This window comes from Anaerolentibacter hominis (assembly GCF_032380675.1).
Taxonomy (GTDB): Bacteria; Bacillota; Clostridia; order Lachnospirales; family Lachnospiraceae; genus Anaerolentibacter; species Anaerolentibacter hominis.
Genome location: NZ_JAWDIX010000004.1, coordinates 129,967 through 156,458, shown reverse-complemented (window position 1 = coordinate 156,458; position 26,492 = coordinate 129,967). Strand labels below are relative to the sequence as shown.

The window sequence follows — 26,492 nt, the reverse complement described above, 5'->3', positions numbered from 1 at the left end:
ATTCTGCCACTCCCGGCTTGTATTCCGGTATTAAAGAAATGCGGCCAGCAGTTCGGCCACTGCTTTATCCCCATCCACTTCTATGCAGAATTCCACAAACTCCGCCTTAAAGGTATGCTCCCTCCGGTCAGTGACAATCATGCCTCTGCACAGGCCGTCCGTACACTCCACTCTTGCCTTCCACTTCCGTGTCGTCACAAGCGCAGGGTTCACCGCAACCAGCATAGCCAGCGGGTCATGCATGGGGCAGCTCTCCAGGGTATTTACAGTATCTGTATAAAAACTCATATAAAAACCCAGGCAGTCTTTTAAATACCGGACAATGGGCTGATTTTCTTCCCGGCAGTGCCTCTCCAGTTTAAGTACATCATCATAAGTAAGTATTGTCTTCTTCGTGACATCTAATCCCACGATTGTCACATCCATACCGGATGTGAGAACCAGATCAGCAGCTTCCGGATCACCGTATATATTGGCTTCCGCTACCGGGCTTACATTACCCGGAGCAAATACAGTTCCTCCCATAATCACTGCTTTCTTCACATTTTTAACAAAGGACGCATCCTTCTGAATCGCCAGTGCCAGATTAGTAAGGCGGCCTGTTGCGACAATCACCAGCTCTCCGGCATACTTTCTGGCCTGTTCGATCATGAAGTCCACACCACCCCGCTCAATCGGTTTCTGCTCAGCCGGGGGCAGCTCCGCATCTCCGATGCCATTTTTGCCGTGTACGTGGGTATCTGACTTTGTTACAACACCTTTTAGCGTCTGCCCTGCGCCGATTGCCACCGGCACCTCATAATCCGGCTTCGCAAGAGCTATCAGCGCCAGACTGTTTTTCGCAGCCTGCACCGGGTCGGTATTGCCCAGTACGGTTGTCACTCCCACCAGCTGAACGTCAGGATTTTTCAGCGCATACAATAATGCAATCGAATCGTCCACTCCAGTATCCGCATCCAATAAAATTTTAATCATTTCCTACATTCCTTTCTCTGCAACGTTCTTTCGATCCGTTTTATTTTTTATACTACTTCCGCTTATCCTCCCGCTGCTAAGGAATTCCTGTAGTTTTTCCATTTATGCAGCCAACCATAGCTCTATCTTATAATATTTTACCATTAGTTGACAAGTTAATCCGCAGATCTTTATCTAAAACAAAAAGGCCGGGGCAGTAATCCGTAATCTGTCCCCGGCCTTTCGCTTATTTTCTATCAGGTTTTTAACTGCAGCTTAAATATATCTACTTATAGCTTTCATCCACCGCCTGATCCGCCATGTTTTGCGCGAGTAATTCGCTGAGTTCCTGTTCTTTCTTTTTCATCTGGCGATTGTATACGATAAATACGGTGATTGCCAGCAATAAAACAACGAGAGCCGGAATATCCCACATACAAAAACCAAGTGATACTATATTCAACATATGTCCATCCTCCTATCTGTTATATTCCATTGCTTTCAGCAGTTCTTCCAGCTTCTTTATCTTTTTTTCCCTGATGTGCAGATTCAATGAATTTGCACCAAGCACCAGAAAAGCGGCCAGAATCAGTATAAAATGCAGGATGCAGGCAGGTTGGCTCTCTTCCATTCCCTCCGGGCCCGCTCCGAGCGGTATCGGTCCATCCTCCAGTTTCTCCAGATTATTTACATTCAGATCATAGCCAGTGTTATTGGACTGGCCGGCGACCTGAAGTTCATCGGCTGCCGGAGAATTGCCAAGGGGCACTTCGTTATCCGGAATTGTCACTGTTTCCGGCAAAGCCGGTGTCTGATTGGTAACCGTCACACCTGCCACACCAACGGGACGAGTCACTGCCGGCTGATTAACAGGCTGATCCGCGCCTTCGATTATATCGGTTGCAGGAGTATCAATACTGACTGGATTCTCCTCGTTTGACGGTGTATCAGACGGCTCTCCGCCGGATGGCTCCTGCCCTGGCTGTTGCGGATCTGTTGGACTTGTGTCCGGTGTATCCGGCACATTCGGGATGTTTGGTGTATTTGGTGTGTCCGGCGTATTCGACGTATCTGGTCCGGGGACGACAGGAACCGGGCCTGCGGAACCGGAATCGTCTTCCTTATCTTCATAAACCGCATGAATATCCGTGTCCTTTAAGACCTTTTCATAATCTCTGGAATCCCAGTCTTTAAATTTCTTTCCCTCTTTCTCCGGTGCATCCGGTGCAGCAGCAGTACCGCCGTGGAGTACATTCTGAGACTTCAGAACCGTCTCTCCGTCATAAAACTTCACCGTATGGGAAACTGCTTTGACCAATATCTGAATTACAGTTCCCTCTTTAAAATATACATGGCCAAAATTAATATCATAGTTTACTTTTGCATCACCGCGTTCGTTATCTGCGTTAACCGATACAATCGTGCCTTTTTCATAGTGATACTCTTTCCCGTCCTTCGTTCCTGCCACATCATTTTGCAGCTCCATGGATACGGCAAAGAAATTCTTATCTGTTTCCTTATCCCTCAGAAATACATTGAATGAAGTGATTCTATCAGAGGTTTTCTTTTTCTGTGTGCAGGTTATTCCATCTGTTCCGGCAGAGAGAACATAGCGGTCCCTCAGCTCTTCATCCAGCACATATTCCACCTTATAAGCATTTGTATGAAGCGCGGTTACCATGATTCGGACGGTAGTTCCCTCTTCAAACAGAGTGTGGCCAAAGCCGGTAGTATAATCGACCATGGCGTCCTCCTGGGCATTTGATGCATTTACGGACAGTACCTGGCCCGCGTCAAACGTAATCGGGCTGCCGCTCTTCGTCCCGCTTACCGTTTCCAACAGAGTCATAGAGACGGCGTAGGTCGGGATCTTTTTCGTCTCTTTGTCAAAAAGCCAGACTCCAAAAGCCGTCATTCTGTCTCCGACCTTTTTCTGCTCCGCATATCTGGTACCTTCACTGCCCTTGGTCAGGACATACTCATCCGCCAGCTCCGGGTCCAGAATGTATTCGACAGTATAATAAGCCTCTTCTTTTTTACAGTCCGCCTCATTGTTGCCGTCGGCATCCTTATGATAAACCACCGTTCTGACTACATCTTCCGTTCCCATCTCTCCAATGACCATATTTTCCGGATCACTGATATATCCGTCAATGGACTGAACTGACACAAAATACCTCGAACCTTCTTTTTCATAGGAAATATGTTCGATTGGAAGGAGAGTTTCATCCCCTCTGCATTCCGGGCAGAATTCATATCGTATGGTCAGCTGATGGGTAGGCTTATTGCTGATAATCTCAAATACAGCCGTGAAGGTATAGTCCTGGTCAGCCGTCATTTCACGAAGTACTGCCAGAAGCTCATCATTGCTGCCTGCGATCCTGCTGCCTTCCAGATACCAGCCGGAAAATCCAAAAAACTCATCAGGGCTGGGCACCGGCACTGAAGTCACCGCTTCACTCAGCACAGAGCCCGGCTCTGCCTGATAGGATAATTCTTCCACCGATCCGCCCGCACCTGCCGCAAACCGGACCGTATAATAAACAGGGTCCGTCCCGCCTTCGTCATTGTCTTTTATAAATACCGGGTATAATGTCAGATTCCCGTACATTTCATACGATTCCCCCGGAACGTATTCCACATCCTGACTGCCAGGTGATGCGGTCCAGCCGGCAAACGAAAACTTATCATTCCCCTTATTGTGGACCAGGCCTCCTATATTATCCTGTATCACTGCCGATTCGCCCTCTGTATACAGGGTTTCATCAACAGGCGCCTCTCCATCTGCCGCAGTCCCCTGCTTATAGGTAACCGTATAGGTAACCTCAGGACCAGGTTCCGGCTCCAGTTCATCTGCCTTCGCAGAAACCGGCGGCAACACGGCCCCGCTGACCAGAAACAGGACAAGAAACAGGGATAATCCTTTCATAAATTTTCTCACAGCAATTCCTCCTCTTAGAAGAACGACGCAATCCGTCATATAACCATTTACAATTCTCTCTTTATAAATTAAGACGTCACTTATCTTCAAAAAGGCTCACTTTTTTAACGTTTGCATAAATAAAAAAAAGAACCTTCCGAGCATCACGCTCCGTAAAGGTTCCAGCTATAAGCATATAGTTATTTCAAATATTCCATCAGGCGGAAAAATTCTTCTTCAGAAACACAATAGTCCGGATTTCCCGTCTTAATCTCCCGCTCCAGTTCGGTGCAGGCCATCCATTTCACTGCGGAAACCTCTTCTTCCTGAAGCTTTAATTCCGCTGGATTCACATCCAGTTCCAACAGATAAACGTAGGACCATTCCAGATTTACGAACGGCTTTCCATGAAAAAAAGTATTGATATAGTCCTCATATACGAATACCAGCCGCAGTTCTTCCGGCGAAGCTACAATTCCCAGCTCTTCCTCAAGCTCTCTCAGGGCTGACGGCAGCGGTTCGTCTCCCGCCTGGATATGACCGGCAGATGAAATATCATAACATCCTGGGAATGCATCTTTCTCACTGCTTCGTTTCTGCAGCAGAAGTTCATGCCTTCCTGTATCCTGATTTCTCCGGGTTAACCAGATATGTACCGTACCATGCCGGTCTCCGTCCCGGTGCACCGCTTCCCGCTCCTTTTTATATCCTGTCTTAGCGCCACGCTCATCCAGCAGGTCAAACAATTCCATCAAAAGTCTCCCCTCAATTTGTACGAGGTTTCAGGTACATTTCATCCAGCAGAAAAATCCCGGCCTGCGTACGGAAAATGTTGCTTCTTACATTTCGTATCGTCGTTTCAGGCATTTCATCCTCATAAATATTTACCAGGAAGTCCGCTTCTACCAAAATCTGATAGTCCATTCCTTTGATATTGGAGTAAGTGTGATGGTGCCCGATCAGATAACATACTCTGCCAATGATCTCATCTCCATAACCCAGCCTTTCCAGCATAGGCCGTGCGGCAGGCGGACCTTCCAGCTCCTGATAGCTGCCCGTACTGCAGTGATATTTCTTTTCACTGATCCGGATTCCAATGTCATGAACGATCGCTGCTGTCTCCAGAATCTCCTGTTCTTCCTCCGGAATATTTTCCAGTATGCCGATGGTTCGGGCAAAGGAATACACCTTCATAAAATGCTGGATTCTCTTCGGATCACGGTTGTAATACATTATCATTTCCCGGATCAATTCTTCTTTTCTTGCCATCTTTATACCCATCCCTTCCGTCTCTTTCCTGACCGTTTCACAGGCAGCCCGGTTTATATACCCGCGGCTACAGGAATTCCATCAACTCTCTCAGATTCTTTATTTCAAAATCGGCCTTTATTCCATCTTCGATTGGCTGCCCCTCCGGATTCATCCAGCAGGTTGAAATCCCCGCCCGGTTTCCTCCCAGAATATCGGAAGAGAGCGAGTCTCCCACGATCAGGGCCCTGGAGCCGTCAAAGTCCGGAATACGCACAAAACAATAATCGAAATACTCTTTCTGCGGCTTTTGATAACCGGTATCGGAAGAAACAAACACCTCCTTCATATAGGGCATAAGGCCGGAGTCAGAAAGTCTCTGTATCTGGGTCTGTGTAACGCCGTTTGTTACCACATATAAATCATAACGCTTTGAGAGATAATCCACGACCTCCAGCGCTCCGTCCATCAGGACGTGGCTTTCGCCCAGCAGCTCCTGATAATCATCCTCAAAAGCAATACCGTCTCCGTCCACGCCGGTCAGTTCAAAAAGCCGGCCAAACCGGGTATAAATCACCGTATCACGGTCAATCTCTCCCTTTTCATATCTGCCCCAGAGTTCATTATTTATTTCATGATAGGTCTTCCTGACTTCCTCAGTAAGGGCAATGCCGTATTTTTTAAAAACCTGCTCCAGCGCCGCCTTTTCACAGGCTTTAAAATCCAGCAGTGTTCCATCCACATCCAACAGTAATGTTCTGAACTTATGCTCCACGATTTTCCTCCTCAATCTGTCTATTTATGGTAGGGCTCCCCTTTTATAATCCGATAGCCCCGATAGATCTGTTCCAGCAGAATCACCCGCATCAGCTGATGGGGAAATGTCATATTGGAAAAACTTAATTTCTCGTCCGCCCGTGCAAGCACCGCCTCGTCAAGCCCCAGCGAACCTCCTATGATAAACACCAGATGGCTGACACCTCTGATTCCCAGCTCATCTATAAGCCTTGCAAACTCCAGAGAATCCCTCTGTTTCCCCTCGATAGCAAGCGCTATCACATAGGCGTTCTCATCCTTAAGCTGCTTTAACAGGCGTTCTCCCTCTTTTCTTCTGATCGCAGTCTCCTGGGCCTCACTCGCTCCATCCGGAGTTTTCTCATCTGCTACCTCGATAATATCCAGTTTGCAGTAACGGCTCAGCCTCTTTTCATATTCCCGGATTCCTCCTGTAAAGTAAGCTTCTTTTATCTTCCCCACACACAATATGGTAATTTTCATCTGGCGCCGTCCTCCGGTTCTTTCTCTTGTCTGTCTTTTGAATTATCATACCCTAAACTGGTTCTGTCTGCAAGAATGAACCAGGAAAGAGGCATTTTCCAATAGGAACAGGGCGGCAAAAGCGCCTGCGGCGCTACGCTCTATACCATATGTTGATATATAATCTCGCTCACATATCAACATATGGTATGCTCCCAGTGCAAAGCTCTGTTTTTCCACCCTATTCCTATTGCGTCTATAGTACAATTTATGAACTCAATTGTTCACAAATTGTATTCAATGAAGTCATATTTTCCTCATATTTGTTGTTTACAATATAACTAGCTTGTTAGATAAGATGATTTTTTGTTTTTTATTTCTTCTCCCCATTTTAATACATTAATTTGGAAAAGGATTCTGCCGTATCCGCGGCAGAATCCTTTTTTCCCGTAACAAAGCGGGCAACATAGGAAAGTTTGGAGAACTTTCTATGTAATAAAAACAGGTTCCCGCAAAGCACAGTGTCTGTCTCCGGGAACCTGTCAGCTTCATTCATTATTCCGAATATTGTCGAATTCTATGTTTTATTGAAACAACTCATAGAATTTCTGGGTCCGACCATCGACTAATCCCCTGTCTGTAATAACCGCCATCGGGATACAGGCCAGGGAAAGAATGGCCGCCTTCATCAATTTTCCCTTTCGGTCGCACAGCTGATCTACCGCTGCCTCCGCCGCCCCGATCTCCGGAACCAGTTTCTCGCATGGAAGCGTACTCATCAGGCCGGCTACCGGAAGCTTCAGCAGACCCTTCACCTCACCCTGATGTACCGCGCAGATACCTCCTCCACATTCGGCCAGAGCTCTGGCGGCCAGATGCGCATCCTCCCTGTCCCGGTAAGCCAAGACCAGATTATGGCAGTCATGGGCTATTGTGCTGCCCATAGCTCCCTTTAAAAGTCCGAAGTTCCTGCAGAGAGTAATGGTGTGATCCGTACTTTTATGGCGGTTCCATACACTCATATAGTGCAGTTCATCTTTGCCGCTGATATCTACATATCCGTCCCGGACAGGCACTTCCTCATACACAACTTCTGTTTTCCCGGTGCCGTTATAATCATAGTCCATCACAGCTGCCCGTACGGTGCCATTTTCTACCGGCGCTTTCAGGCGGAACATGTCAGGCCCTGTAATGTAGTCTATATGCACCGTATTTTCCGGCTGGAACGCGGAACCTTCGTCTTCTTTGTATTCGCCGACAAGTACTCCATGCTCGGCAGCCAGTTTTCCTGCCACAAAGACTGCCTCCGGATTTCTTCCGTCCAGCTCCCCTAGCAGCTGGATATCCGCGACATACCCTGGCGCAATTGCTCCCAGATCCCTAAAGCCGGAATCCCGGCCCGAATTATAGGTAGCCCAGCGGATTGCTTCTACAGGATCAATTCCCTCCATAAGTACAGACTTGATCAGTCTGTTGACATGACCTGTCTCCATAAGGTCCTTGGCATGGACATCATCCGTACAGAGCGTTACATGATCGTGCCATCTGTGGTTTTTGATCCCCTTTAAAAGTTCCGGCATTCTTCTGGCAGAGAGGGAGCTTTCCTGGAAGTTGGCGTAGAGCCCCGCCCGCAGATCCTGGCAGGCTTCCTCCGCCGTGCTCAGACTGTGGTTATCGGTAGGCCCGGCCAGTATATAAGCCGCCAGTTCTTTGCCCAGCACGCCCGGCGCGTGGCCCTGGATCAGACAGTCTCTCTTAAGCCCTTCTTCCACGATATCATGCATTCTAGGCGCATCCTGCACCACATTGACAAAATCCATTACCTCCGCAATGCCGTAAACTCCATCCATACCCAGCAAATCAGCGATCTCTCCCGCATTAAATTCGGCCCCCGCCCCTTCTACTCCGGGAACAGAAGGCACACAGGATGGAGCCAAATTGAACTGGCGGACCGGAGATTTCCTTGCATTCTCCACCATAAATCTTACACCGGGAATACCCATTACATTGCCAATCTCGTGCGGATCAACAAACACACTTGTCGTTCCGCACAGAATTGCAGCCCGGCCAAAGTTTTCCGGTATCATCATTGTACTCTCAATATGCATATGAATATCAATAAATCCCGGCACCAGATAATTTCCTTTGCCGTCATAAATCTCGTTACTGGGCTTCTTCGTCATTTCCCCTTCTGTGCGCACCCGGATGACAATGCCGTCCAGGATATCCACGCTGGCGGGATAAATTTCACCCGTAATCACATTCACAAACTTTACGTTTTCAATGGTCAGATCACAGGGTATTTTCTGCATAGCCGCCGCAATCAGACGGCTTCGGTCTCTATTTTCAATTACTCTCATAGCGCAGTCCCCTCCTCCTTTGTATTTTTAAATAAATACAGGCACCGGCTCATAAGTCCGATGCCTGTTCTATTTTAAAACTGGCTGACAAATTCCTGGGTCAGACCGTCAACAATGCCTATATCCGTCATAATCAGGCCTGGTCTTACCGGCAGGGCAAGGCAGGCAATCATCAGAATAGAGGACTCGTCCGGACACAGAGACAGCATTGCCTTCTCCATCGTCTCAATCTCCTTTGCCAGAGGCTCACAGGGAAGGGTGGACATAAGCCCCGCTACCGGCAGAGGAAGGGTATATAAGATCTTGCCTTCCTTTACTGCGCACATACCGCCGCCGGTACGTTTCAGTTCCTGAGCCGCCGCAAGGGCATCCTCAGCGTCCTTATATATAACCGTAAAGTTATGGCTGTCATGGGATACGGTAGAAGCAACCGCCCCTTCTTTCAGCCCATAATTTCTCATTACAACTATACTCTTGGTTCCGGTACCATAACGATTTGCTATGCACACAAACTGCAGGTCATCATGATCTCCCAGAGTAACATAGCCATTGACAACAGGCAGTTCTTCCATGGAACCCTTCATTACAATACCCTTTGTCACCGGCTCCATAATCAGGGTCTTTACTTTATCCCCGCAGCCTTCCGGTGCTTTCAGGCGGAAATCATCCGCTGTCTGAAGCTGCTCCATATTGACCGTATTCGGGAAATCATATTTTTTCTCAGCAGGATCTTTTGCTATGTAGTTTCCGTTCTCAGCAACCAGCTGTCCTTTGATAAATACCGCGTTCGGACGGCGGCCGTCCAGCTCATCCACCAGCTGCATATCCGCAAGATAGCCAGGCGCAATTGCTCCCAGATCATCAAAACCATACTCTCTTGCCGCGTTCAGCGTTGCCATCTTGATAATATCCAGAGGTTCAATACCTTTCTTGATTGCCTTGCCGATCACACTGTTAAGATGCCCCTTCTCCAGGATATCCTTCGCATGGACATCATCGGTGCAGACCGATACGAAATCATAGAATTTGTGGTTTTTCAGGCCGCCCAGAAGAGTTCCCAGATTATCCACAATCGAACTTGCACGCAGGTTAACATGAATACCCATGCGCAGCTTCTCATTGATTTCCTCTGCCGTGTTGCTCTCGTGATCCGTTACAGGTCCGCCGATCCGGTACGCTGCCAGCTCTTTGCCTGTCACGCTGGGAGCATGTCCCTGAAGCAGAAGATTTCTCTTTATTCCTTCGTCGATAATGGTATGCATACGGTCCGTATCATTATATACACCAACATAATCCATAATTTCCGCGATACCAACCACGTCGTCCATATCCAGCAGTTCACCCACTTCTTTTGCAAAGAAATCGGCACCGGTGCTCTCAAGCCCCGGAACAGCAGGCACACAGGAAGGAGCCAGAACCAGATGACGAAGCGCCGCCTGACGGCCGCTCTCCAGCATAAATTTCACACCCGGAATTCCCATGACATTGCCGATTTCATGAGGATCTGTACACACCGTAGTTGTGCCCCAGGGAACCGCTACCCTTGCGAAATTCTCCGGTATCATCATTGTGCTTTCCACATGCATATGAGCGTCAATAAATCCGGGCATTAAATAAGCGCCCTTACCATCATAAACAGTCCTGGAAGGGACTTCAGTAGTCTCTCCCTCTTCTCTGACTCTTACAATGGTTCCATCCAGTACATCCACACTGGCCGGATAAATCTCTCCGGTAATCACGTTAACCAGCTTGACGTTTTCAACGGTTAAATCACATGGAATTTTCTGCATCGCTGCCGCAATCAGCCTGCTGCGGTCTGCTTTTTCTGAAACTCTCATCCTGTTTTCTCCTTTGATTGATCACATTTTTCGGGATTTTTCCCTCTATTTCATTGCTACTGTTCATTATAGACAAGGGTGGTGGTTTTTGCAAGATAATGTGGCGGAGGAAAAGGAGGGGAACAGGAGGATATTTAGAACTTTATTTGCTGTTTTTTCTGCTGTATTATAAAAGAAAAGGCCTTCGTACCTGAGTTAAAAGATTCCTGATTATCAATATTGAATTAGCGGGAGGCTGCAATTTATGAAGAAAACAAAAGTTATATCCGTGTTTATCTTATTCATGGTATTTATCTCCTCATGTTCTGTGTCTTATAACCAGCCAGGGGAAGCCTCTTTACCGGAGCCAGATCCAGACTTGCTGGGCCGGCTGCAGCAGACGTTTGACATGGCGCTTCAATCCTATGACAAATCCCATCCACTGGATGTGTCATACCCTGTTAAGGAAGAAAGCAGGTATCGGTATCCCCTCTCGGGTTCCTTTTCAGAAGAAGCCTATGGAATCCTGAGTCAGAACATTGCCATGCTCCCCATTCAGTACGAGGAAGCATCCGGACTCTATATTCTGCCGGTGTTCTCTCTGAATAAAGAACGTGAACAGTGGATAAAAGAAACTATACTTTCGGACGCCGTTTTCTCACATTCAGATTTTCAGATAAGACAGATCCCGGAGTCCGGGATACAGTATCCATTGTACGTAAGACAGAATCCGCCTTCTCCGGCCCTTATGTCTCTTTACGAAGGACTGCGCCGTTACGAATCGGAACATCCCGGCGCTGTCTCCCTCGCCTGGAATGGACCGGTACGTATCCAGACATTTGGTCTTGACGGGGTGGATGAAATTTCGGCTTATATCAATGATGCTCCTGACCACTGTACCTTAGCTGTTTGTTATATGAATGAGGAAATGGAGCGTTGGCTGAGTGAAACGATATGTAATCCAGGCAAAGATTTTTCCTATGAATGTCTGGGCATACCAGGTATCGCTTCCAGTATTGCCGATCCGGATCTTCACCTGGAGATCTCCGATATCCCGGCAGATGCGGCAGGCAATCCGAATATTTCCTGTCAGACAGATAAACAAGTGTATTCCATTGAGGATAAAGAAATAATCTTGTACCTGAAGAACCAAACCAGCAATACATATAATTACAGCAGAGAAATCATTCTGGATTATCGGAACGATGGCAGCTGGTACCGGGTTCCCAGGCGGTTTGCCAACGTGGAGTATGAGACTTCAAAAACTTTTATTCTCTATCCTTTGGAAGGGAATAAAAGGCAGACATTTTATCTGAACCTGGCGGAATACGCCAGGTTGGTACCCGGGACATATAGGGTATCAAAACATTTCTTTGGTGAAGAGACGGTCTCCATTGTAGTGAATTTTCAATAGGACAGTGCTGTAAGTCGCCATAGCAAGGCTTACCGCCCCGCTAAGCTACGCATCCCTGACGGGATGCTCGCTTCGTGGCTTCGCCAATGTTAAACGGGCTTCGCCTCTGTTTTGCGGGCTTTCCGCCTCGCTAAGCTACGCATCCCTGACGGGATGCTCGCTTCGTGGCTTCGCCACATATAATCAAAAGCGAAAGATGTCTGGAAAGCTAGCTTTCCGACCATCTTCCGCTTCCGATTATGCGGGGCTCAGTTTAGAAAATGTTCATATTTTAGTCACAGGGAGAACACATTTGGGGGCTATATTTAAGTTTAGATAGTGGATAAACACTTTCTACTCCCACCCTATTATACACTTTGGTATTTAGTTACCAGGAAAAAAGCAGCGGCCCCTACCGCTGCTTTTTTTCTGGCTTTTTTATTACGTTCGTTCCTCACTTCATAAAAAAAAACGGGGCCCTTCTCAAACGCTTCGCTTTTTGAGAAGTAGCGAATAGCTTCACTCTGCTTAGCTATTCTTTATTACGTTCGTTCCTCACTTCATAAAAAGATCGGGCCCCTTCTCAAACGCTTCGCTTTTTGAGAAGTAGCGAATAGCTTCGCTCTGCTTAGCTATTCTTTATTCTTCGTCGTCCAGTCCTTCCTTTGTCACTCTGACGAACCGGATCGTCTTATCTCTCACATCCATGATCTGAAAACGGTAACCCTGATAGTCTATTACGGCTTTTTCTCCCTCCGCAGGTATGCGGCCCAGAAGTGATACCAGAAGGCCGTTTAAGGTATCGTACTCTTCTTCCTCTACCGAGATATCCAGCGTTTCTTCTACATCTTCCAGATTTGCCAGGCCTCTCATGATATACCGGCCATCACCCAGATCTATTATAAATTTCTCATCTACATCGTATTCATCCAGAATATTCCCGACGATTTCCTCCAGAATATCTTCCATGGCAACCAGTCCGGCCGTCTGTCCGTATTCGTCAATTGCGATTGCCATATGTATCTTCTTCATCTGCATCTGATGAAACAGATCGTTGATATCCTGTGTATCTGGTACAAAAAATGGTTTCCGGGCTATATCTCTGAGTGACCGTTTCGTATCCTGCCCCATGACATACCATTTTGTCAGGTCCTTCAGATGCAGGATTCCCACGATATTGTCTATATCTTCCTCATAAAGCGGATAGCGGGAATAGCTTTTGCCCAGTATAAATTTTAATGCCTCTTCAATACTCATATCCGCGTCGATTCCGATAATCTTCTTGCGGTGAGTCATGATATCTTTTACTTCTTTATCGTCCAACTCCATTATATTGGAGATCATTTCCGCTTCGCTGTCTTCCAGCACACCCTGCTCGTATCCCTCATTCACCATGGAGATAATCTCTTCTTCTGTCACGTTGTCTTCCAATTCTTCCGGATTAATCCTGGCAATCAGATAAATCAGCCTGAGCAGCTTTTTGCCTATGAAATGAAACGGAGAGGCCAGTACATTTAACAGTTTAACCAACCCGCGGGTTCGCTCCACTATTCTCCCAGGATCACGCAGTGCCAGTTTCTGAGGCAGCGCATTACAGAAAAATAGTGCAACAAACAAAACAAGGAGGCCGATTCCAATACCTGCCGCCAGCTCAAACTGCTGCGCCAGCAGCACAATGCAGACTCCCAGTGCAACATTCAGTGAAATCAGCCAGCCGGTTATAATACCTATGTACCGGCTCTCACTGGTTTCCTCGCAGCCCTCCCGGGCGCTGTTTAATACCGCCGTCAAAATAAGAATCACTATAATTAATACGCCGTATAGCAACGGGTCTTCCATGTTCAACTTCCTTTCTCTTATGTATCAAGGGAAAAACTAATCATCAGCGCCCTGTCGATCTTTTTCAGGATTTGATCGTCCAGATGGCACACCTTTTCCTTCAGCCTTGATTTATCAATTGTACGTACTTGTTCTAATAATATAACAGAATCTTTTACGATACCATACTTTTCTGCGCTGATCTCCACATGAGTCGGCAGTTTTGCCTTATTCATCCTGGATGTAATCGCCGCACAGATTACAGTGGGGCTGTGTTTGTTGCCGGTATCATTCTGAACAATCAGAACCGGCCTTACCCCTCCCTGCTCCGAACCGATTACCGGACGCAGATCTGCATAAAATATATCACCTCGTCGAATGACCACTTTTTTCACACTCCATTTTATAGCTACGATCTAGCATTTTGCTAGTAACAGTATTCCCTGTTTTTTCTCACGTATTCTATAAAATGCCGGTTTTCTTTTCTACTTGGAGTACGACAAGGGGCTGTATTCATAGTGATCGTACGTCGCCACCTTCTCTCCATGCCTGTAGTAAGCTCTCGGGACCCTCTTTCCCACATCACATACAACCTCATAATTAAAGGAATGTGTCATGGAACCTATTTCTTCGGCAGTAATTATTTCATCTTGGTCCCGCCCCATCAGAGTAGCCGTATCCCCCTCCTTCACATCAGGAATATCGGTCACATCCACCATAAACTGATCCATACATACCCTTCCGATAATGGGAGCGGATTTCCCATGAATCAGTACACGGCCCTGATTGGACAGCTGTCTGGAATAGCCGTCCGCATACCCCACCGGAATCGTTGCCACCACCGTATCCCGGCCGGTGATAAAGGTACTCCCGTAGCTGACTCCCACTCCTTCCGGCAGCGTCTTAACATAAGATACATACGCGTGCACCGACATGGCCGGACACAATTTAAGTCTGCCTTGATCCACTTCATCGGACGGATACATACCATAAGTGGAGATACCGCTGCGCACCATCTCCAGCTGTGACTCAGGCATCTCCATAATCGCCGCACTGTTGGCCGCATGCCGGACAGGAATCCTGATTCCCTTGTTCTCAAGATCTGCCGTAAAATCCAGAAATTTTCTGAGCTGCTCTCTGGCCTGTGTCTTGTCTGCAGAGTCTGAACTTGCAAAATGCGTAAATATTCCTTCCAGAATCAGTCCCGGCAGCTTCTGAATCTGCCCGATTATCCTGAGGCTTTCTTCCGCCGGCATAAATCCGATCCGGCTCATCCCGGTATCCACCTTAATGTGTATCTTAATCGGCTTTCCTACTTTTATAGCCGCCTCAGATAATTTACAGGCCATTTCATACTGAAATACAGTCTGGGAAATATCCTGCTCTGCCAGCTCTTCATAAAAAGGCGCCGGCGTATATCCCAAGATCAATACCGGTTTGCGTATGCCTGCGCTGCGCAGTTCCAGCGCTTCCTCCGCAATAGCCACGCCAAAACTGTCCGTAATCCGCTCCAGCATCCCGGCCACAGGAACCGCCCCGTGCCCATAGGCATCCGCCTTGATCACCGCCATTATCTGTGTTTGTGGATTCAGTCGTTTTCTTGTCTCTTCTATATTGTCATAAATGGCATCCAGATCGATGTCGGCACATACCCGGTAATATTCTTTCATTGGTTTATGCTCTCCTTTATTATCCTCGGCAATAATTCGATGATATCACTTGCCATCATACAGTATTCCGTCTTTTGCCCGGCTGCCGCCTCTCCTGCACTGCCATGCAGATATACTCCCAGGCAGGCCGCGTCAAAAGGTTCCATTCCCTGGGCCAGAAGTCCGGCCAGAATCCCGGTCAGAACGTCTCCCGAGCCTCCCGTCGCCATGCCGCTGCACCCGGACTTATTGATATACATCCGTTGGCCGTTGGCAACCAGTGTGGCCGCGTCTTTCAGAACCAGAATTCCCCCATTATTTTTTGTGAATCTCCAGGCTGTTCCTCTTAAGTCTCCCGCGATATCCTGCACGCTTGTGCCTGCCAGTGCAGCCATCTCTTTCAGGTGGGGAGTCAGGATTGCCTGATCAGGGATCGGCCCGTTCAGAAAATAAAGGGCGTCCGCATCAATCACGATCGGTACTAAAACCCGGCTTATGACAAGCTCCACCAGATCCTCCGCTGTCTGATCCCTGCCTATGCCAGGCCCGATTACAACCGCACTTGCCCAGGACAGTGCATCCAGGATCTTTTGCTCCTCCAGCACGGGATTTTCATAGGTGTCCAGCAAAGCTTCCGGCAGCAGCGTGCCCAGAATTGTTCTGTTTTCCGGTCTGGTCAGCACCCGTACCAGTCCCGCTCCCATCCGGTAAGCGCCGGCAGCAGATAAATAGGCGGCGCCGGATATAGTTTTGCTTCCGGCAATGACCAGCACCCGCCCGAATGTCCCTTTGTTTGAATAGGCCGGACGGGCCGGCAGTCTGCTGATATCTTCCCTGCCATAAGTAAAACAGGCAGGATTTACCCGCTTCTCTCCTTCCGGCGAGAATCCAATATCCGCAACGGTCACTTTTCCAGCGTACTCTCTCCCCGGATATAGAACCAGTCCGGTCTTCTCGTAACCAAATGTTATGGTCTCCGTTGCCCTGATCGCTGTGCCAAGCGTTAAACCGCTTCCTCCGTGAATACCGGAAGGGATATCCACAGCAAAAACCGGCAGTCCCGAGCCATTAATCTGCTCTGCCAACTCCCGGTATTTTCCTTCCAGCGGTCTTGAGAGCCCGATGCCAAAAACAGCATCCACAATTACAGTATATTCTTCCAGAGCAATATTGTCATAGATGGCAACCCCTGAAAGTTCTGCCCTTCGGATCTGTTCTCTGTTCTCCGCGCTGGCATGCTCTCTGCTGCCGCAATAAAGTACATCCGCCTGATAACCCCGGTTCTTTAAAATTCTGGCCGCCGCAACGCCGTCTCCGCCGTTGTTTCCCGACCCGCAGACAGCAAGTATCCGGTCCTGTACATGAATGCTCTGTTCAACACAGTCGGCAACTGCTGCCGCCGCCCGCTCCATCAGCTCCAGCGAGGGAATACCCGCCGTATGGATGGAGTAGGAATCAATATCTTTCATTTCTTTTTCATCGACTAAAATGTTCATTTCCATAATCCCTGCTTCTATGTCAGAGGGAAATGCATGCCTGCATTTCCCTAATCTTCAAGTATCACCACCGCCACCGCATAGAGCGCGGTATCAGAAATCGAAACATGTATCTTCCGGACTCCCATCCTTTCAGCAATCTTAGCCGCTTCGCCGCGGAATGTGACGAAGGGTTTGCCAAGCTCATCCCTGAGCACCTCCACATGAATGGGTGAAAATGTGCGGAATCCCGTCCCCAGAGCCTTCGCCGCCGCTTCCTTCACGGCAAAGTTTCCCGCGGCACTTGCCCTCCTATATTGAAGAAGAACCATTTCCTGTTCCGTGTAATACTTCGCAAGAAACCGTTCTTTTTCACAAGCCTTTTCAATTCTGCCGTTCTCAATCAAATCTGTTCCAAGTCCCAGAATCATAATTTCTCCAAATCCGGCTATTCCCGGGCTTATACTCTCTTCTCTTCCTCCAGTGCCTTCAGACTGTAGGACAAACGCATCAGACTGTCCAGCAGATGGACATTCTCTACCAGTACATCTGACGGCAGTTTCAAATCCACGGGCGCAAAATTCCAGATTGACTTAACGCCCCATTTCACAATGTCAGAAGCCACCTTCGGCGCATGATTCTTCGGAATCGTAAGAGCCGCCATATGGACCTCATTGCTCTTGATAAATTCCTCCAGCTCGTCCACGTCTCTGATCTCAACCCCTCTTATCGTCATTCCGATAAATTTAGGATTCACATCAAAAATACCGATTATTTTAAAGTTCCTTTTCTCAAAAGTTGTATAATTTGCAAGCGCCTGGCCCAGGTTTCCGGCTCCAATAATGATCATATTGTGCGGCTGATCCACGCCCAGGATTTTTCCAATCTCGTTATATAAATTTTCTACATTATAACCATATCCCTGCTGGCCAAACCCGCCAAAATTATTCAGATCCTGACGGATCTGGGAAGCAGTCATCTGCAGTTCCTCGCTCAGTTCCTTGGAGGAAATCCGTTCCACATTATTCTCCATTAATCTGCCCAGATACCTATAATAGGTGGGCAGTCTCCGAATCACTGCCAAAGAAATATATTTACTGCTCATGTTTCCCTCCCGTACAAACGCTCCGGCTTTCTTCTCTTCTTACACCGTACAGATCACAGGCCAGCCTCTATTGCCCCTGAATACTATGTTTCATTATATAAGAAAGGAATACTGTTGTCAATTTGACAGCCTGTATTTTTGCCAGTATAATCAAGTACGAATGCACAGAACAGCGGCTGTTTCGGACGGAGGAAACCTGCATCCGGGCCGGCCGCGCGTAAATTAAGAATAACAGGTGACGATATGATACTTGCATGCCAGGGGATATGTAAATCGTTTGGAACAGACAAAATTTTAGAGAATATATCTTTTCATATAAATGAACGGGAAAAGGCCGCCGTTATCGGAATGAACGGGGCCGGCAAATCGACTCTTCTTAAAATCATCATGGGCGAACTGGCTGCGGATGCAGGGGAAGTGATTTTAGCCAAGGATACCACCATCGGTTATCTGGCCCAGCATCAGGATCTGACATCAGAACGGTCCATCTATGAGGAACTTCTTTCCGTTAAGGCGGACGTTATTGCATTGAATGACCGTATCCGCACATTGGAAAACGAGATGGCCTCCCTCTCCGGGCCGGAACTTAAGGATGCGCTGGATCGGTACGCCAGATTGAACCATGAATTTGAACAGCAGAACGGTTATGCGTATAAAAGTGAAGTAACCGGGGTTCTTAAAGGACTGGGGTTTGAGGAAGAGGAATTTACCAAATCTGTTTCTACTCTTTCCGGCGGTCAGAAAACCAGGGTTTTCCTGGGTAAGCTTCTCCTTTCCAGGCCGGATATCATCCTTCTGGACGAGCCGACCAACCATCTGGATCTCGTGTCCATCGCCTGGCTGGAAAATTATCTTCTGAATTATAAAGGTACGGTTGTCATTGTATCTCATGACCGGTATTTTCTGGATAAGGTAGTTGGCAAGGTTGTGGAAATTGAGCGGTGCAGTGCTTCCTGTTATATAGGAAATTACACCGACTACGCCAAAAAGAAAGCGATGCTTCGGGACGCTCAGATTAAACAATACCTGAATCAGCAGAGGGAAATCCGCCATCAGGAGGAAGTGATAGCAAAGCTGCGCTCCTTCAACCGGGAAAAATCCATCCGGCGGGCGGAAAGCCGCGAAAAGCTGCTGAACAAAATGGACGTGCTGGATAAGCCCGTTACCGAGGAAGCGCAGATATCCATAGAGCTGACTCCATCCATCGTCAGCGGAACCGATGTTCTGGATGTGGAAGGGCTGGCAAAAGCTTTCGGCAGTCAGACCTTGTTCTGGGACTTATCATTCTCCATTAAACGCGAGGAAAAGGTAGCGATCATCGGTAAAAACGGCACCGGCAAAACCACAATATTAAAAATAATAAATGGTCTGCTGCCCGCGGATGCAGGGGATATCCGCCTGGGTTCCAAGGTTAAAATCGGTTATTACGATCAGGAGCATCACGTTCTCAATATGGATAAGACTGTCTTTGATGAAATTCAGGACGAGTATCCCTGGCTTGATAATACAAAGATCCGCAATCTGCTGGCCTCATTTCTCTTTACCGGCGACGATGTATTCAAGCGGATCGGAGATTTAAGCGGCGGGGAGAGAGGGCGCGTATCTCTGGCCAAGCTGATGCTTTCCGAGGCAAACCTGCTCATTCTGGATGAGCCGACCAACCATCTGGATATCACGTCAAAGGAAATACTGGAGAATGCGCTGAATCACTATACCGGTACGGTTCTCTATGTATCCCACGACAGGTATTTTATCAATAAAACGGCCACCCGCATCCTGGATCTGACACAGACGCAGCTGATTAATTATCTGGGTAACTATGACTACTATCTGGAAAAGAAAGAGGAGCTGGAGGCAAGACTGCTTAATCAGGAAGCCTCGTGCAGGACAGATGCCAGGGAGCCGGACGGAAAGCTGACCTGGCAGCAGAAAAAGGAAGAGCAGGCCGCAAGACGGAGAATCGAAAACCGGCTGAAAAAAATTGAAGAGGAAATTCAGGCTCTGGAAGAGGAAAACGAAAAGCTGGACGCGGCGCTGTCACTGGAAGAAAATTATACGAATCCTGCCAGGCTAATCGAACTAAATAACCGGAAAGAAGAAATCACTTCCACGCTGGAGACGCTTTTCTCAGAGTGGGAAGAACTGGAAGGATAAAAAAAGGGGATGCTGCCCTGCCGCAGCATCCCCTTTTTTATGCCTCCGTAATTACTGTACCCGTTCTGCCCTTAAGGGCTTCCAGCGCCTGGTCAAGATGGGCAACAATTGCCTTTCTGTCCGGATGTTCCTTTACGAACCGGATACCTGCCTCTATCTTCGGCAGCATCGCTCCCGGCATGAACTGGTTCTGCGCCTTATATTCTTCTGCCTGCGCCGCAGTCATCCGCTCCAGCGGCTCCTGCGCTGCCGACCCAAAGTTCAGTGAAACCCGTTCCACTCCAGTTAAGAACAGCAGGACATCCGCGTCCAGGTCCTCCGCCAGCTTTCCTCCGGTAAGATCTTTTTCAATCACCGCGCTGGCACCCTTTAACCTGGAACCCTGTTCCAGCACAGGAATGCCCCCTCCGCCGGCAGCAATTACCACCTGTCCGGCATCCGTCAAAGCTTTAATCGCGTCTATTTCATATATTTCCAGCGGCTCCGGCGCTGCAACCAACCGGCGGTACTGCCCTTCTCCCACATTCGTAACGTAATTGCCCTTCTTCTCCTCTTCCTTTGCTTCTTCCGCCGACATCAGCCTTCCTATCAGCTTGGTCGGATTGGCAAAAGCCTTGTCAAACGCATCCACCTTAACCTGGGTAATCACGGTGGAAACCGGACAGAACAGCCCTCTGTCAATCAACTCAGTCCGAATGGCATTCTGAAGATCGTAGCCGATATAGCCCTGGCTCATAGCAGCGCAGACGGACATGGGCGCCACCGGATAGGAGGTGTCCAAACGATGAAACTCTGTCATCGCAGTATGAATCATGCCTACCTGGGGGCCATTGCTGTGAGTGACGACAACCCGGAAACCTTCCTCCACCAGGTCGGCTATAGCTGCCGCCGCATGCTTTACCGCCTTTTTCTGATCTGGAAATATCGTGCCAAATGCTCCCCGTCCCAATGCCACTACAATTTTTCTTCCCCTGTTCATAACACTTCCTCCTTCTATCCTGTCTGCCGTCACGCATCCGGAATATTTAATTAACCTATAATATATATGAAAGATATCTGCTTTTCCTATATATCTTACCATGATATGATACATGCAACTCTTAAATAGTTTTGTCTATTTTAACATACTTCATGGGTATGCAAAAGAAAGAGTTAGTGAAATAAACGAAACTACAGAATTTTCCAAAAAACGCCGGTTCTGTTATTGACAGAAAACGTATAATTGTATACAATAATACAAAATCATTATTTGAAATAAACTGACTGGATAATCCCGGCGGCATTTATTGAAACCGCTGTATTCAAAAGGGAGGAATTATGATGCAAGACAGAAAAGTAACATTAAATCCCAATACACATCTCCTTACGCTGGAAGAACATATTTATCCACTGGTAGATGTTGAACTGCCAAACGTTTTCAGGAACCTGTTCCCTTATGATGAGATTCCGAAAATTGCTTTCAATGACAGAATTGTTCCCCATAATATGCCGGAGGATATCTGGATCACCGATACTACATTCCGGGACGGGCAGCAGTCCAGAACCCCTTATACCACGGAACAGATCGTGACCATTTTCGATTACCTGCACCGTCTGGGCGGCCCGAAGGGCCTGATTCGCCAGAGTGAATTTTTCCTTTACAGCAAGAAAGACCGGGATGCGGTTTATAAATGTATGGAACGAGGTTATGAGTTCCCTGAGGTTACTTCCTGGATTCGTGCCAACAAGAAGGATTTTGAGCTGGTCAAAGAGATCGGGATGAAACAGACCGGTATTCTGGTCAGCTGTTCCGACTATCATATTTTCTATAAAATGAAAATGACCAGAAAACAGGCGATGGAACACTATCTCAGCGTAGTGAAGGAATGTCTGGAGACCGGCATTTCAGCCAGATGTCATCTGGAAGATATTACCCGGGCCGACATCTATGGCTTTGTCATTCCATTTTGTCTGGAACTGATGAAATTAAGCAAAGAATATGGTATTCCGGTTAAAATCCGTGCCTGCGATACCATGGGCTACGGCGTCAACTTATCAGGAGCCGTTATCCCCCGTTCTGTTCAGGGTATTATTTATGGTCTTTTGACCCATGCCGGCGTTCCTTCCTCTCAGTTGGAGTGGCATGGACACAACGATTTCTACAAGGCGGTTGTCAACTCTACTACCGCATGGCTCTATGGAGCATCCGGCGTTAACTGTTCTTTATTCGGCATCGGAGAACGTACCGGCAATACCCCTCTGGAGGCAATGGTATTTGAGTACGCTCAGTTAAAGGGCACTCTGGACGGAATGGACACTACAGTCATCACAGAGCTGGCAGAGTATTATCAGAAGGAGCTGAACTACAGAGTGCCTTCCAGAACTCCGTTTGTGGGCAGCAACTTTAATGTGACCCGTGCGGGTATCCACGCGGATGGCCTCTTAAAGAACGAAGAAATTTATAATATTTTTGATACGGCAAAATTCCTGAACCGTCCTGTAAGAGTGGCTGTTTCCAATACATCCGGCCTGGCCGGCATCGCTCACTGGATTAACTCCTATTACAGCCTGACGGGAGAGAAAGCTCTCGATAAGGCGCATCCTTTGATTGCAAAGGTAAAAGAATGGGTGGACCGCCAGTATGAGGACGGCAGAATAACAGTTATTACGGATGCCGAACTGACAACAATTATTGATGAATACTGCTCAACACTTGGAGTAACTCTGCAATAAAATACAGGAGGCAGCAGGATGGTTGAAGACGGCAGAGATTCCGCCGATAAGTATTCCCTCCGTGGCAGGGTTTTCGCACGGATACGGGATGATATTCTGGATGGGAAATACCAGGAAAATGAAGAATTAAAAGAATCTGCAATCGGGAAAGAACTGGGAGTAAGCCGGACTCCGGTCCGGGAAGCCCTGCGGCAGCTGGAGCTGGAGGGTCTCGTTACCATCATTCCCAATAAAGGTGCCTATGTCACCGGTATTACAGAGCGGGATATCAATGATATCTATGCGATCCGTTCTTATCTGGAAGGGCTGTGCTGCCGGTGGGCGTGTGAGAAAATCACGCCGGAACAGCTGACAGAGCTGGATGAAATAATCTATCTGGCCAAATTTCATGCGGATAAGAAAAATACGGAGCAGCTGGTGGAGCTGGATGATAAATTCCACAACATTATCTATGAAGCCTCCGGGAGCAAAATGCTCCGGCGGGTTCTGACTGATTTTCACAGCTACGTACACCGCATCCGGACACATACCTTATCATCCACCACAAGGTCCCGGGACTGCATCAGTGAACATGCGGCTATCGTGGAGGCATTTCGCTCCGGAAATCCGGACCGCGCCGAGGAGTTAGCTCATGAACACATTCAGAACAGCCTGGACAATATAACCAGAAAAGGAATCAAAAATATACTTTCCGGCAATGTGCCGGGTGAATAGCAAACGCCTACTGGCTTATTGCACTAAACGCCTACTGGTATATTAAAAAAGAATCGCTCTGACCATCCATCAGGGCGATTCTTTTTAATATGCTATTCCCTGTCTCTTCTCCTGATCTCGTACCGGTTTCGGATGTCCAGGTTTCTCTTGATCTGCCGGAATGTTTCCTCCGCAGAATCACTTATCTCCACCTCCAGGGAGGCGGCCATAGCGTTCAGAATCTTTTCATCGTAGGGCTCTTTCATCCTGTTCTGCAAAATTTCCCTTTTCTCTTTCAAGTCGTCGGTCTCAAGAAACGCAAGGAGGACCGGATCAATGTCCTCTCTCTCCTCCGTATCCACCTGAACCGTACTGGCAGGCTCTCCCGAAGGTTCGACTTTTTGGCCAGTTTTCAGAGTCTGATCCCAAGGCTTAAGTTCATCTTTATCGATCCTGCTGAAACGATACCTGGCTTTCACCCCGGGATATTTCTCCCGATCCACCGGCTCCATAAACATGGAAAGAGGCCGTGCATAGACAGAAAAAGGCGGATAAAGGGCCTGATAAATAATCAATGTTTCCCCTGTCTCGCTGTGCTCTGCAATTGTCATAATCTGATATAATTTATTTTTAAAATGTCTGTATACTTCTCCCGGTCTCGGTATCTGTCTCTCCATCCGTGTCATCCTTTCCTGGAATTCTTGTCTTATTTTATCTCAAACCGGCCGGGATTACAACATGGCCTTTTCAAGCTCCTGCTTTACAGCACTGATCCTATCATATAAAATATAGCTCATACATTAAAAGACAGGAGGGAAAATATTTGAAAGCACGGTTCAAAAAGAATTTTCCACTCTATATAGCAATCCTTCTCCTGTTCGTCTCCCTGTTTTATCTGGGAATTCGAAAAATAGTATACCCTGATCCGGTAACCGGCAATGCCTTTGTGCTGAATACAGCCTGTTCCATTACGCTCTATGCCTCGGAAAACCACCGTCTTGACGAACAGCTGATTGAACAGAGCTTTGATCTGTGCCGTTATTATGAGAGGATTTTTTCCCGCACTATGGAGGGCAGCGAACTGTTTCAGGTCAATAACCGCAAGTCAGACTCTGTCCGCCTGAGCGCAGACCTTGAACCCCTTTTATCCGATGCGCTTGCCTATGCCCGGCTGTCCGGCGGAGCGTTTAATCCTGCCATTGGAAGCGTCAGTTCTCTGTGGGACTTTACTTCCTCATCGCCTCATGTGCCCAGCCAGGATCAGCTGCGGGAAGGCTTAAAGCATGTTGATTACCAGTCTCTTACAATAAAAGACGAAAAGCTTACCTTCTCCGACCCGGACACGAAACTGGATCTGGGGGCCATTGCAAAGGGTTATATTGCAGATCGGATCAAGGAATTTCTCATTGAACATGGAATCACCTCGGCCGTAATCAATCTGGGCGGCAATGTACTGTGCATCGGAGACAAAAAAGGGGAGCCCTTCCAGATCGGAATACAGGCCCCCTTTCAGAATAGAAACGAGACAATCGCTCTGATGGATTTAAGTGATTGTTCTGTGGTTTCCTCCGGGATTTATGAACGGTGCTTTACCCAGGATGGTACGTTTTACCACCATATATTAGATCCGGCCACAGGTTATCCCACAGATAATAATCTGGTATCCGTAACAATAATTTCTGAAAAGTCGGTGGATGGTGATGCGCTCAGTACCGCCTGTTTTGTTCTCGGAATGGAAAAAGGAATGGCGCTGATCGACTCTCTGCCTGATATCTACGCGGTTTTTATCACCGAGGATTATGAGCTTCACTGTTCAGCCGGCTTTGAGCAGGCAGTTACCGTCACAGATACCAGATAATCAGGAGCCGAACACCAGCCGTCCTGCGTCAAGCTGTCCCCAGCCCTGCTGGTTTCCTGGAAGTCCCAGATCGACCGCGCTTTCTTTTAGCCGAATTTTCACTTCTCTGGTTGTCATCTCCGGATACCGGGACAAAAGAAGGGCAATTGCCCCCGAAACCACAGGCGTGGCCATAGAGGTTCCGCTCTTTACCGCATAGAGATTCCGATTCGCGGAATTGGGTACATTGCAGGAGATCATCTTTGCTCCCGGCGCCACAATATCCGGTTTTCGGATGCAGGACGCCGTGGGTCCTCTTCCGGAGTAATTTTTCAATTTCCTTCCTCTGGACTCGATGGGAACATAGTCGTTGGAAGCTCCTACGGTTATAATCTTCCGGCTGATGCCCGGAGAGCCGATTGAACCGGGCAGCGGACCGTTATTAGCCGCTGCGGCCACCACTACAATTCCAGCGTTCCACACCTCTTCTACTGCCTTTACCAGCACGGAATCTTCGTCTGCCAGTGTATCTCCTTTAGTTCCTACTGAAATATTTAATATCCGGATATTATATTTGGTTTTGTTTTCCAATATCCAGTTGAGTCCGATTAATACGTCGGGTATCATACCGTTTCCCTGGTGATTTAATACCTTGACGCCGATCAGGGAGCAGGCCGGAGCCGCTCCGATATATCTGCCGCCGGAGGCTGAACCGTCTCCGCCGATCAGTCCCGCCACATGTGTTCCGTGGGATGCATCATCATAGGGGCTGTCTTTTTTCTTCAATGCATCGTAAAAAGCCGTGATCCGATTCCCAAAATCCGGATGGGGATAGAGCCCCGTATCCAGAACGGCAACTCCGACTCCGGCTCCATAAACGCCCCTTCGGTGAACCTCATCAAGGCCCACCTCCTGAAACCAACTCATGTCATATTACATCCGCCTTTTTTCTATTATCATATTCGCGGCTGCCCGGTTGCGGAACACTCTTCTCCGTCTGCGGCGGACAAGTTGTCCTTTCTTTTCACTCCGAACATAGGGGTAGAAGGAAAATTCTTGGTCAGAAGTGCGAAAAATCACAGGATAAGCTGCGCTGCCAG

At 47.9% G+C, this 26,492-nt stretch carries 23 protein-coding genes; 5 read left to right on the top strand and 18 right to left on the bottom strand.

Annotated features, from left to right (window positions below; genetic code table 11):
- Nucleotides 1–30 precede the first annotated feature (30 nt).
- The 9 genes from ABCW47_RS13100 to ABCW47_RS13060 all read right to left on the bottom strand — a co-directional run bounded on the left by ABCW47_RS13100 (nt 31) and on the right by ABCW47_RS13060 (nt 10,577).
- Nucleotides 31–975, bottom strand: coding sequence for a nucleoside hydrolase (locus tag ABCW47_RS13100; protein WP_343210386.1), 945 nt, complete (start codon nt 973–975; stop codon nt 31–33).
- 265 nt (nt 976–1,240) lie between these two features.
- On the bottom strand, nt 1,241–1,420 hold the full coding sequence (locus tag ABCW47_RS13095; protein ID WP_343210385.1) for a hypothetical protein: 180 nt from the start codon (nt 1,418–1,420) through the stop codon (nt 1,241–1,243).
- A gap of 12 nt (nt 1,421–1,432) precedes the next feature.
- Nucleotides 1,433–3,895 carry an InlB B-repeat-containing protein gene (locus tag ABCW47_RS13090; RefSeq protein ID WP_343210384.1) on the bottom strand — a complete coding sequence of 821 codons (2,463 nt, stop codon included), beginning with the start codon at nt 3,893–3,895 and terminating at the stop codon, nt 1,433–1,435.
- A gap of 179 nt (nt 3,896–4,074) precedes the next feature.
- Complete coding sequence (locus tag ABCW47_RS13085) at nt 4,075–4,626, bottom strand: NUDIX hydrolase (protein WP_343210383.1); 552 nt, start codon at nt 4,624–4,626, stop codon at nt 4,075–4,077.
- 13 nt (nt 4,627–4,639) lie between these two features.
- Complete coding sequence (locus ABCW47_RS13080) at nt 4,640–5,143, bottom strand: HD domain-containing protein (protein WP_343210382.1); 504 nt, start codon at nt 5,141–5,143, stop codon at nt 4,640–4,642.
- Between the two features lie 67 nt (nt 5,144–5,210).
- Entirely contained in the window at nt 5,211–5,897 is a 687-nt protein-coding gene (locus ABCW47_RS13075; RefSeq protein ID WP_343210381.1) for a YjjG family noncanonical pyrimidine nucleotidase, read from the bottom strand.
- 20 nt (nt 5,898–5,917) lie between these two features.
- Entirely contained in the window at nt 5,918–6,400 is a 483-nt protein-coding gene (gene rlmH, locus ABCW47_RS13070; RefSeq protein ID WP_343210380.1) for a 23S rRNA (pseudouridine(1915)-N(3))-methyltransferase RlmH, read from the bottom strand.
- A gap of 563 nt (nt 6,401–6,963) precedes the next feature.
- On the bottom strand, nt 6,964–8,739 hold the full coding sequence (locus ABCW47_RS13065; protein WP_343210379.1) for an adenine deaminase: 1,776 nt from the start codon (nt 8,737–8,739) through the stop codon (nt 6,964–6,966).
- Nucleotides 8,740–8,813: 74 nt separating this feature from the next.
- Nucleotides 8,814–10,577: an adenine deaminase gene (locus tag ABCW47_RS13060; protein WP_343210378.1), complete on the bottom strand. Its 1,764-nt coding sequence runs from the start codon at nt 10,575–10,577 to the stop codon at nt 8,814–8,816.
- Between the two features lie 244 nt (nt 10,578–10,821).
- Here ABCW47_RS13060 and ABCW47_RS13055 point away from each other — a divergent pair, with 244 nt between their 5' ends.
- Nucleotides 10,822–11,970 (top strand): immunoglobulin-like domain-containing protein, encoded by a 1,149-nt coding sequence (locus ABCW47_RS13055; protein ID WP_343210377.1) that lies wholly within the window; start codon nt 10,822–10,824, stop codon nt 11,968–11,970.
- 618 nt (nt 11,971–12,588) lie between these two features.
- Here the strand turns inward: ABCW47_RS13055 and ABCW47_RS13050 are convergent.
- From ABCW47_RS13050 to ABCW47_RS13025, 6 genes are all read right to left on the bottom strand, one after another.
- A complete protein-coding gene (locus tag ABCW47_RS13050; RefSeq protein WP_343210376.1) occupies nt 12,589–13,788 on the bottom strand; it encodes a hemolysin family protein in 1,200 nt (399 codons plus the stop codon).
- Between the two features lie 17 nt (nt 13,789–13,805).
- Nucleotides 13,806–14,153 (bottom strand): type II toxin-antitoxin system PemK/MazF family toxin, encoded by a 348-nt coding sequence (locus ABCW47_RS13045; RefSeq protein ID WP_343210375.1) that lies wholly within the window; start codon nt 14,151–14,153, stop codon nt 13,806–13,808.
- Between the two features lie 99 nt (nt 14,154–14,252).
- Nucleotides 14,253–15,437, bottom strand: a complete 1,185-nt coding sequence (gene alr / locus ABCW47_RS13040; RefSeq protein WP_343210374.1) for an alanine racemase — start codon at nt 15,435–15,437, stop codon at nt 14,253–14,255.
- Entirely contained in the window at nt 15,434–16,918 is a 1,485-nt protein-coding gene (locus tag ABCW47_RS13035) for an NAD(P)H-hydrate dehydratase (protein ID WP_343210373.1), read from the bottom strand. The genes alr and ABCW47_RS13035 overlap by 4 nt, the downstream gene beginning before the upstream one ends.
- 44 nt (nt 16,919–16,962) lie before the next feature.
- Entirely contained in the window at nt 16,963–17,322 is a 360-nt protein-coding gene (gene acpS / locus ABCW47_RS13030) for a holo-ACP synthase (protein ID WP_343210372.1), read from the bottom strand.
- Nucleotides 17,323–17,351: 29 nt separating this feature from the next.
- Nucleotides 17,352–17,996: a redox-sensing transcriptional repressor Rex gene (locus ABCW47_RS13025; RefSeq protein WP_343210371.1), complete on the bottom strand. Its 645-nt coding sequence runs from the start codon at nt 17,994–17,996 to the stop codon at nt 17,352–17,354.
- A gap of 243 nt (nt 17,997–18,239) precedes the next feature.
- On the opposite strand from ABCW47_RS13025, the gene ABCW47_RS13020 reads away from it, so the two are divergent.
- Nucleotides 18,240–20,150, top strand: coding sequence for an ABC-F family ATP-binding cassette domain-containing protein (locus tag ABCW47_RS13020; protein ID WP_343210370.1), 1,911 nt, complete (start codon nt 18,240–18,242; stop codon nt 20,148–20,150).
- Between the two features lie 37 nt (nt 20,151–20,187).
- On the opposite strand, the gene arcC is transcribed toward ABCW47_RS13020, so the two are convergent.
- The gene (gene arcC, locus ABCW47_RS13015; RefSeq protein WP_343210369.1) at nt 20,188–21,129 is read right to left on the bottom strand and encodes a carbamate kinase; all 942 of its coding nucleotides are present in this window, start codon (nt 21,127–21,129) and stop codon (nt 20,188–20,190) included.
- 341 nt (nt 21,130–21,470) lie between these two features.
- Here arcC and ABCW47_RS13010 point away from each other — a divergent pair, with 341 nt between their 5' ends.
- Both ABCW47_RS13010 and ABCW47_RS13005 read left to right on the top strand, forming a co-directional pair.
- On the top strand, nt 21,471–22,862 hold the full coding sequence (locus tag ABCW47_RS13010; protein ID WP_343210438.1) for a beta/alpha barrel domain-containing protein: 1,392 nt from the start codon (nt 21,471–21,473) through the stop codon (nt 22,860–22,862).
- A gap of 18 nt (nt 22,863–22,880) precedes the next feature.
- Complete coding sequence (locus ABCW47_RS13005) at nt 22,881–23,576, top strand: GntR family transcriptional regulator (protein ID WP_343210368.1); 696 nt, start codon at nt 22,881–22,883, stop codon at nt 23,574–23,576.
- 92 nt (nt 23,577–23,668) lie between these two features.
- On the opposite strand, the gene ABCW47_RS13000 is transcribed toward ABCW47_RS13005, so the two are convergent.
- Complete coding sequence (locus tag ABCW47_RS13000; RefSeq protein WP_343210367.1) at nt 23,669–24,232, bottom strand: DUF1653 domain-containing protein; 564 nt, start codon at nt 24,230–24,232, stop codon at nt 23,669–23,671.
- A 146-nt stretch (nt 24,233–24,378) separates the two neighbouring features.
- Between ABCW47_RS13000 and ABCW47_RS12995 the strand changes: the two genes are divergently transcribed.
- Nucleotides 24,379–25,413 (top strand): FAD:protein FMN transferase, encoded by a 1,035-nt coding sequence (locus ABCW47_RS12995; protein ID WP_343210366.1) that lies wholly within the window; start codon nt 24,379–24,381, stop codon nt 25,411–25,413.
- Here ABCW47_RS12995 and ABCW47_RS12990 read toward each other — a convergent pair whose 3' ends face one another.
- Nucleotides 25,414–26,319 carry a S8 family peptidase gene (locus ABCW47_RS12990; RefSeq protein WP_343210365.1) on the bottom strand — a complete coding sequence of 302 codons (906 nt, stop codon included), beginning with the start codon at nt 26,317–26,319 and terminating at the stop codon, nt 25,414–25,416.
- Nucleotides 26,320–26,492 lie beyond the last annotated feature (173 nt).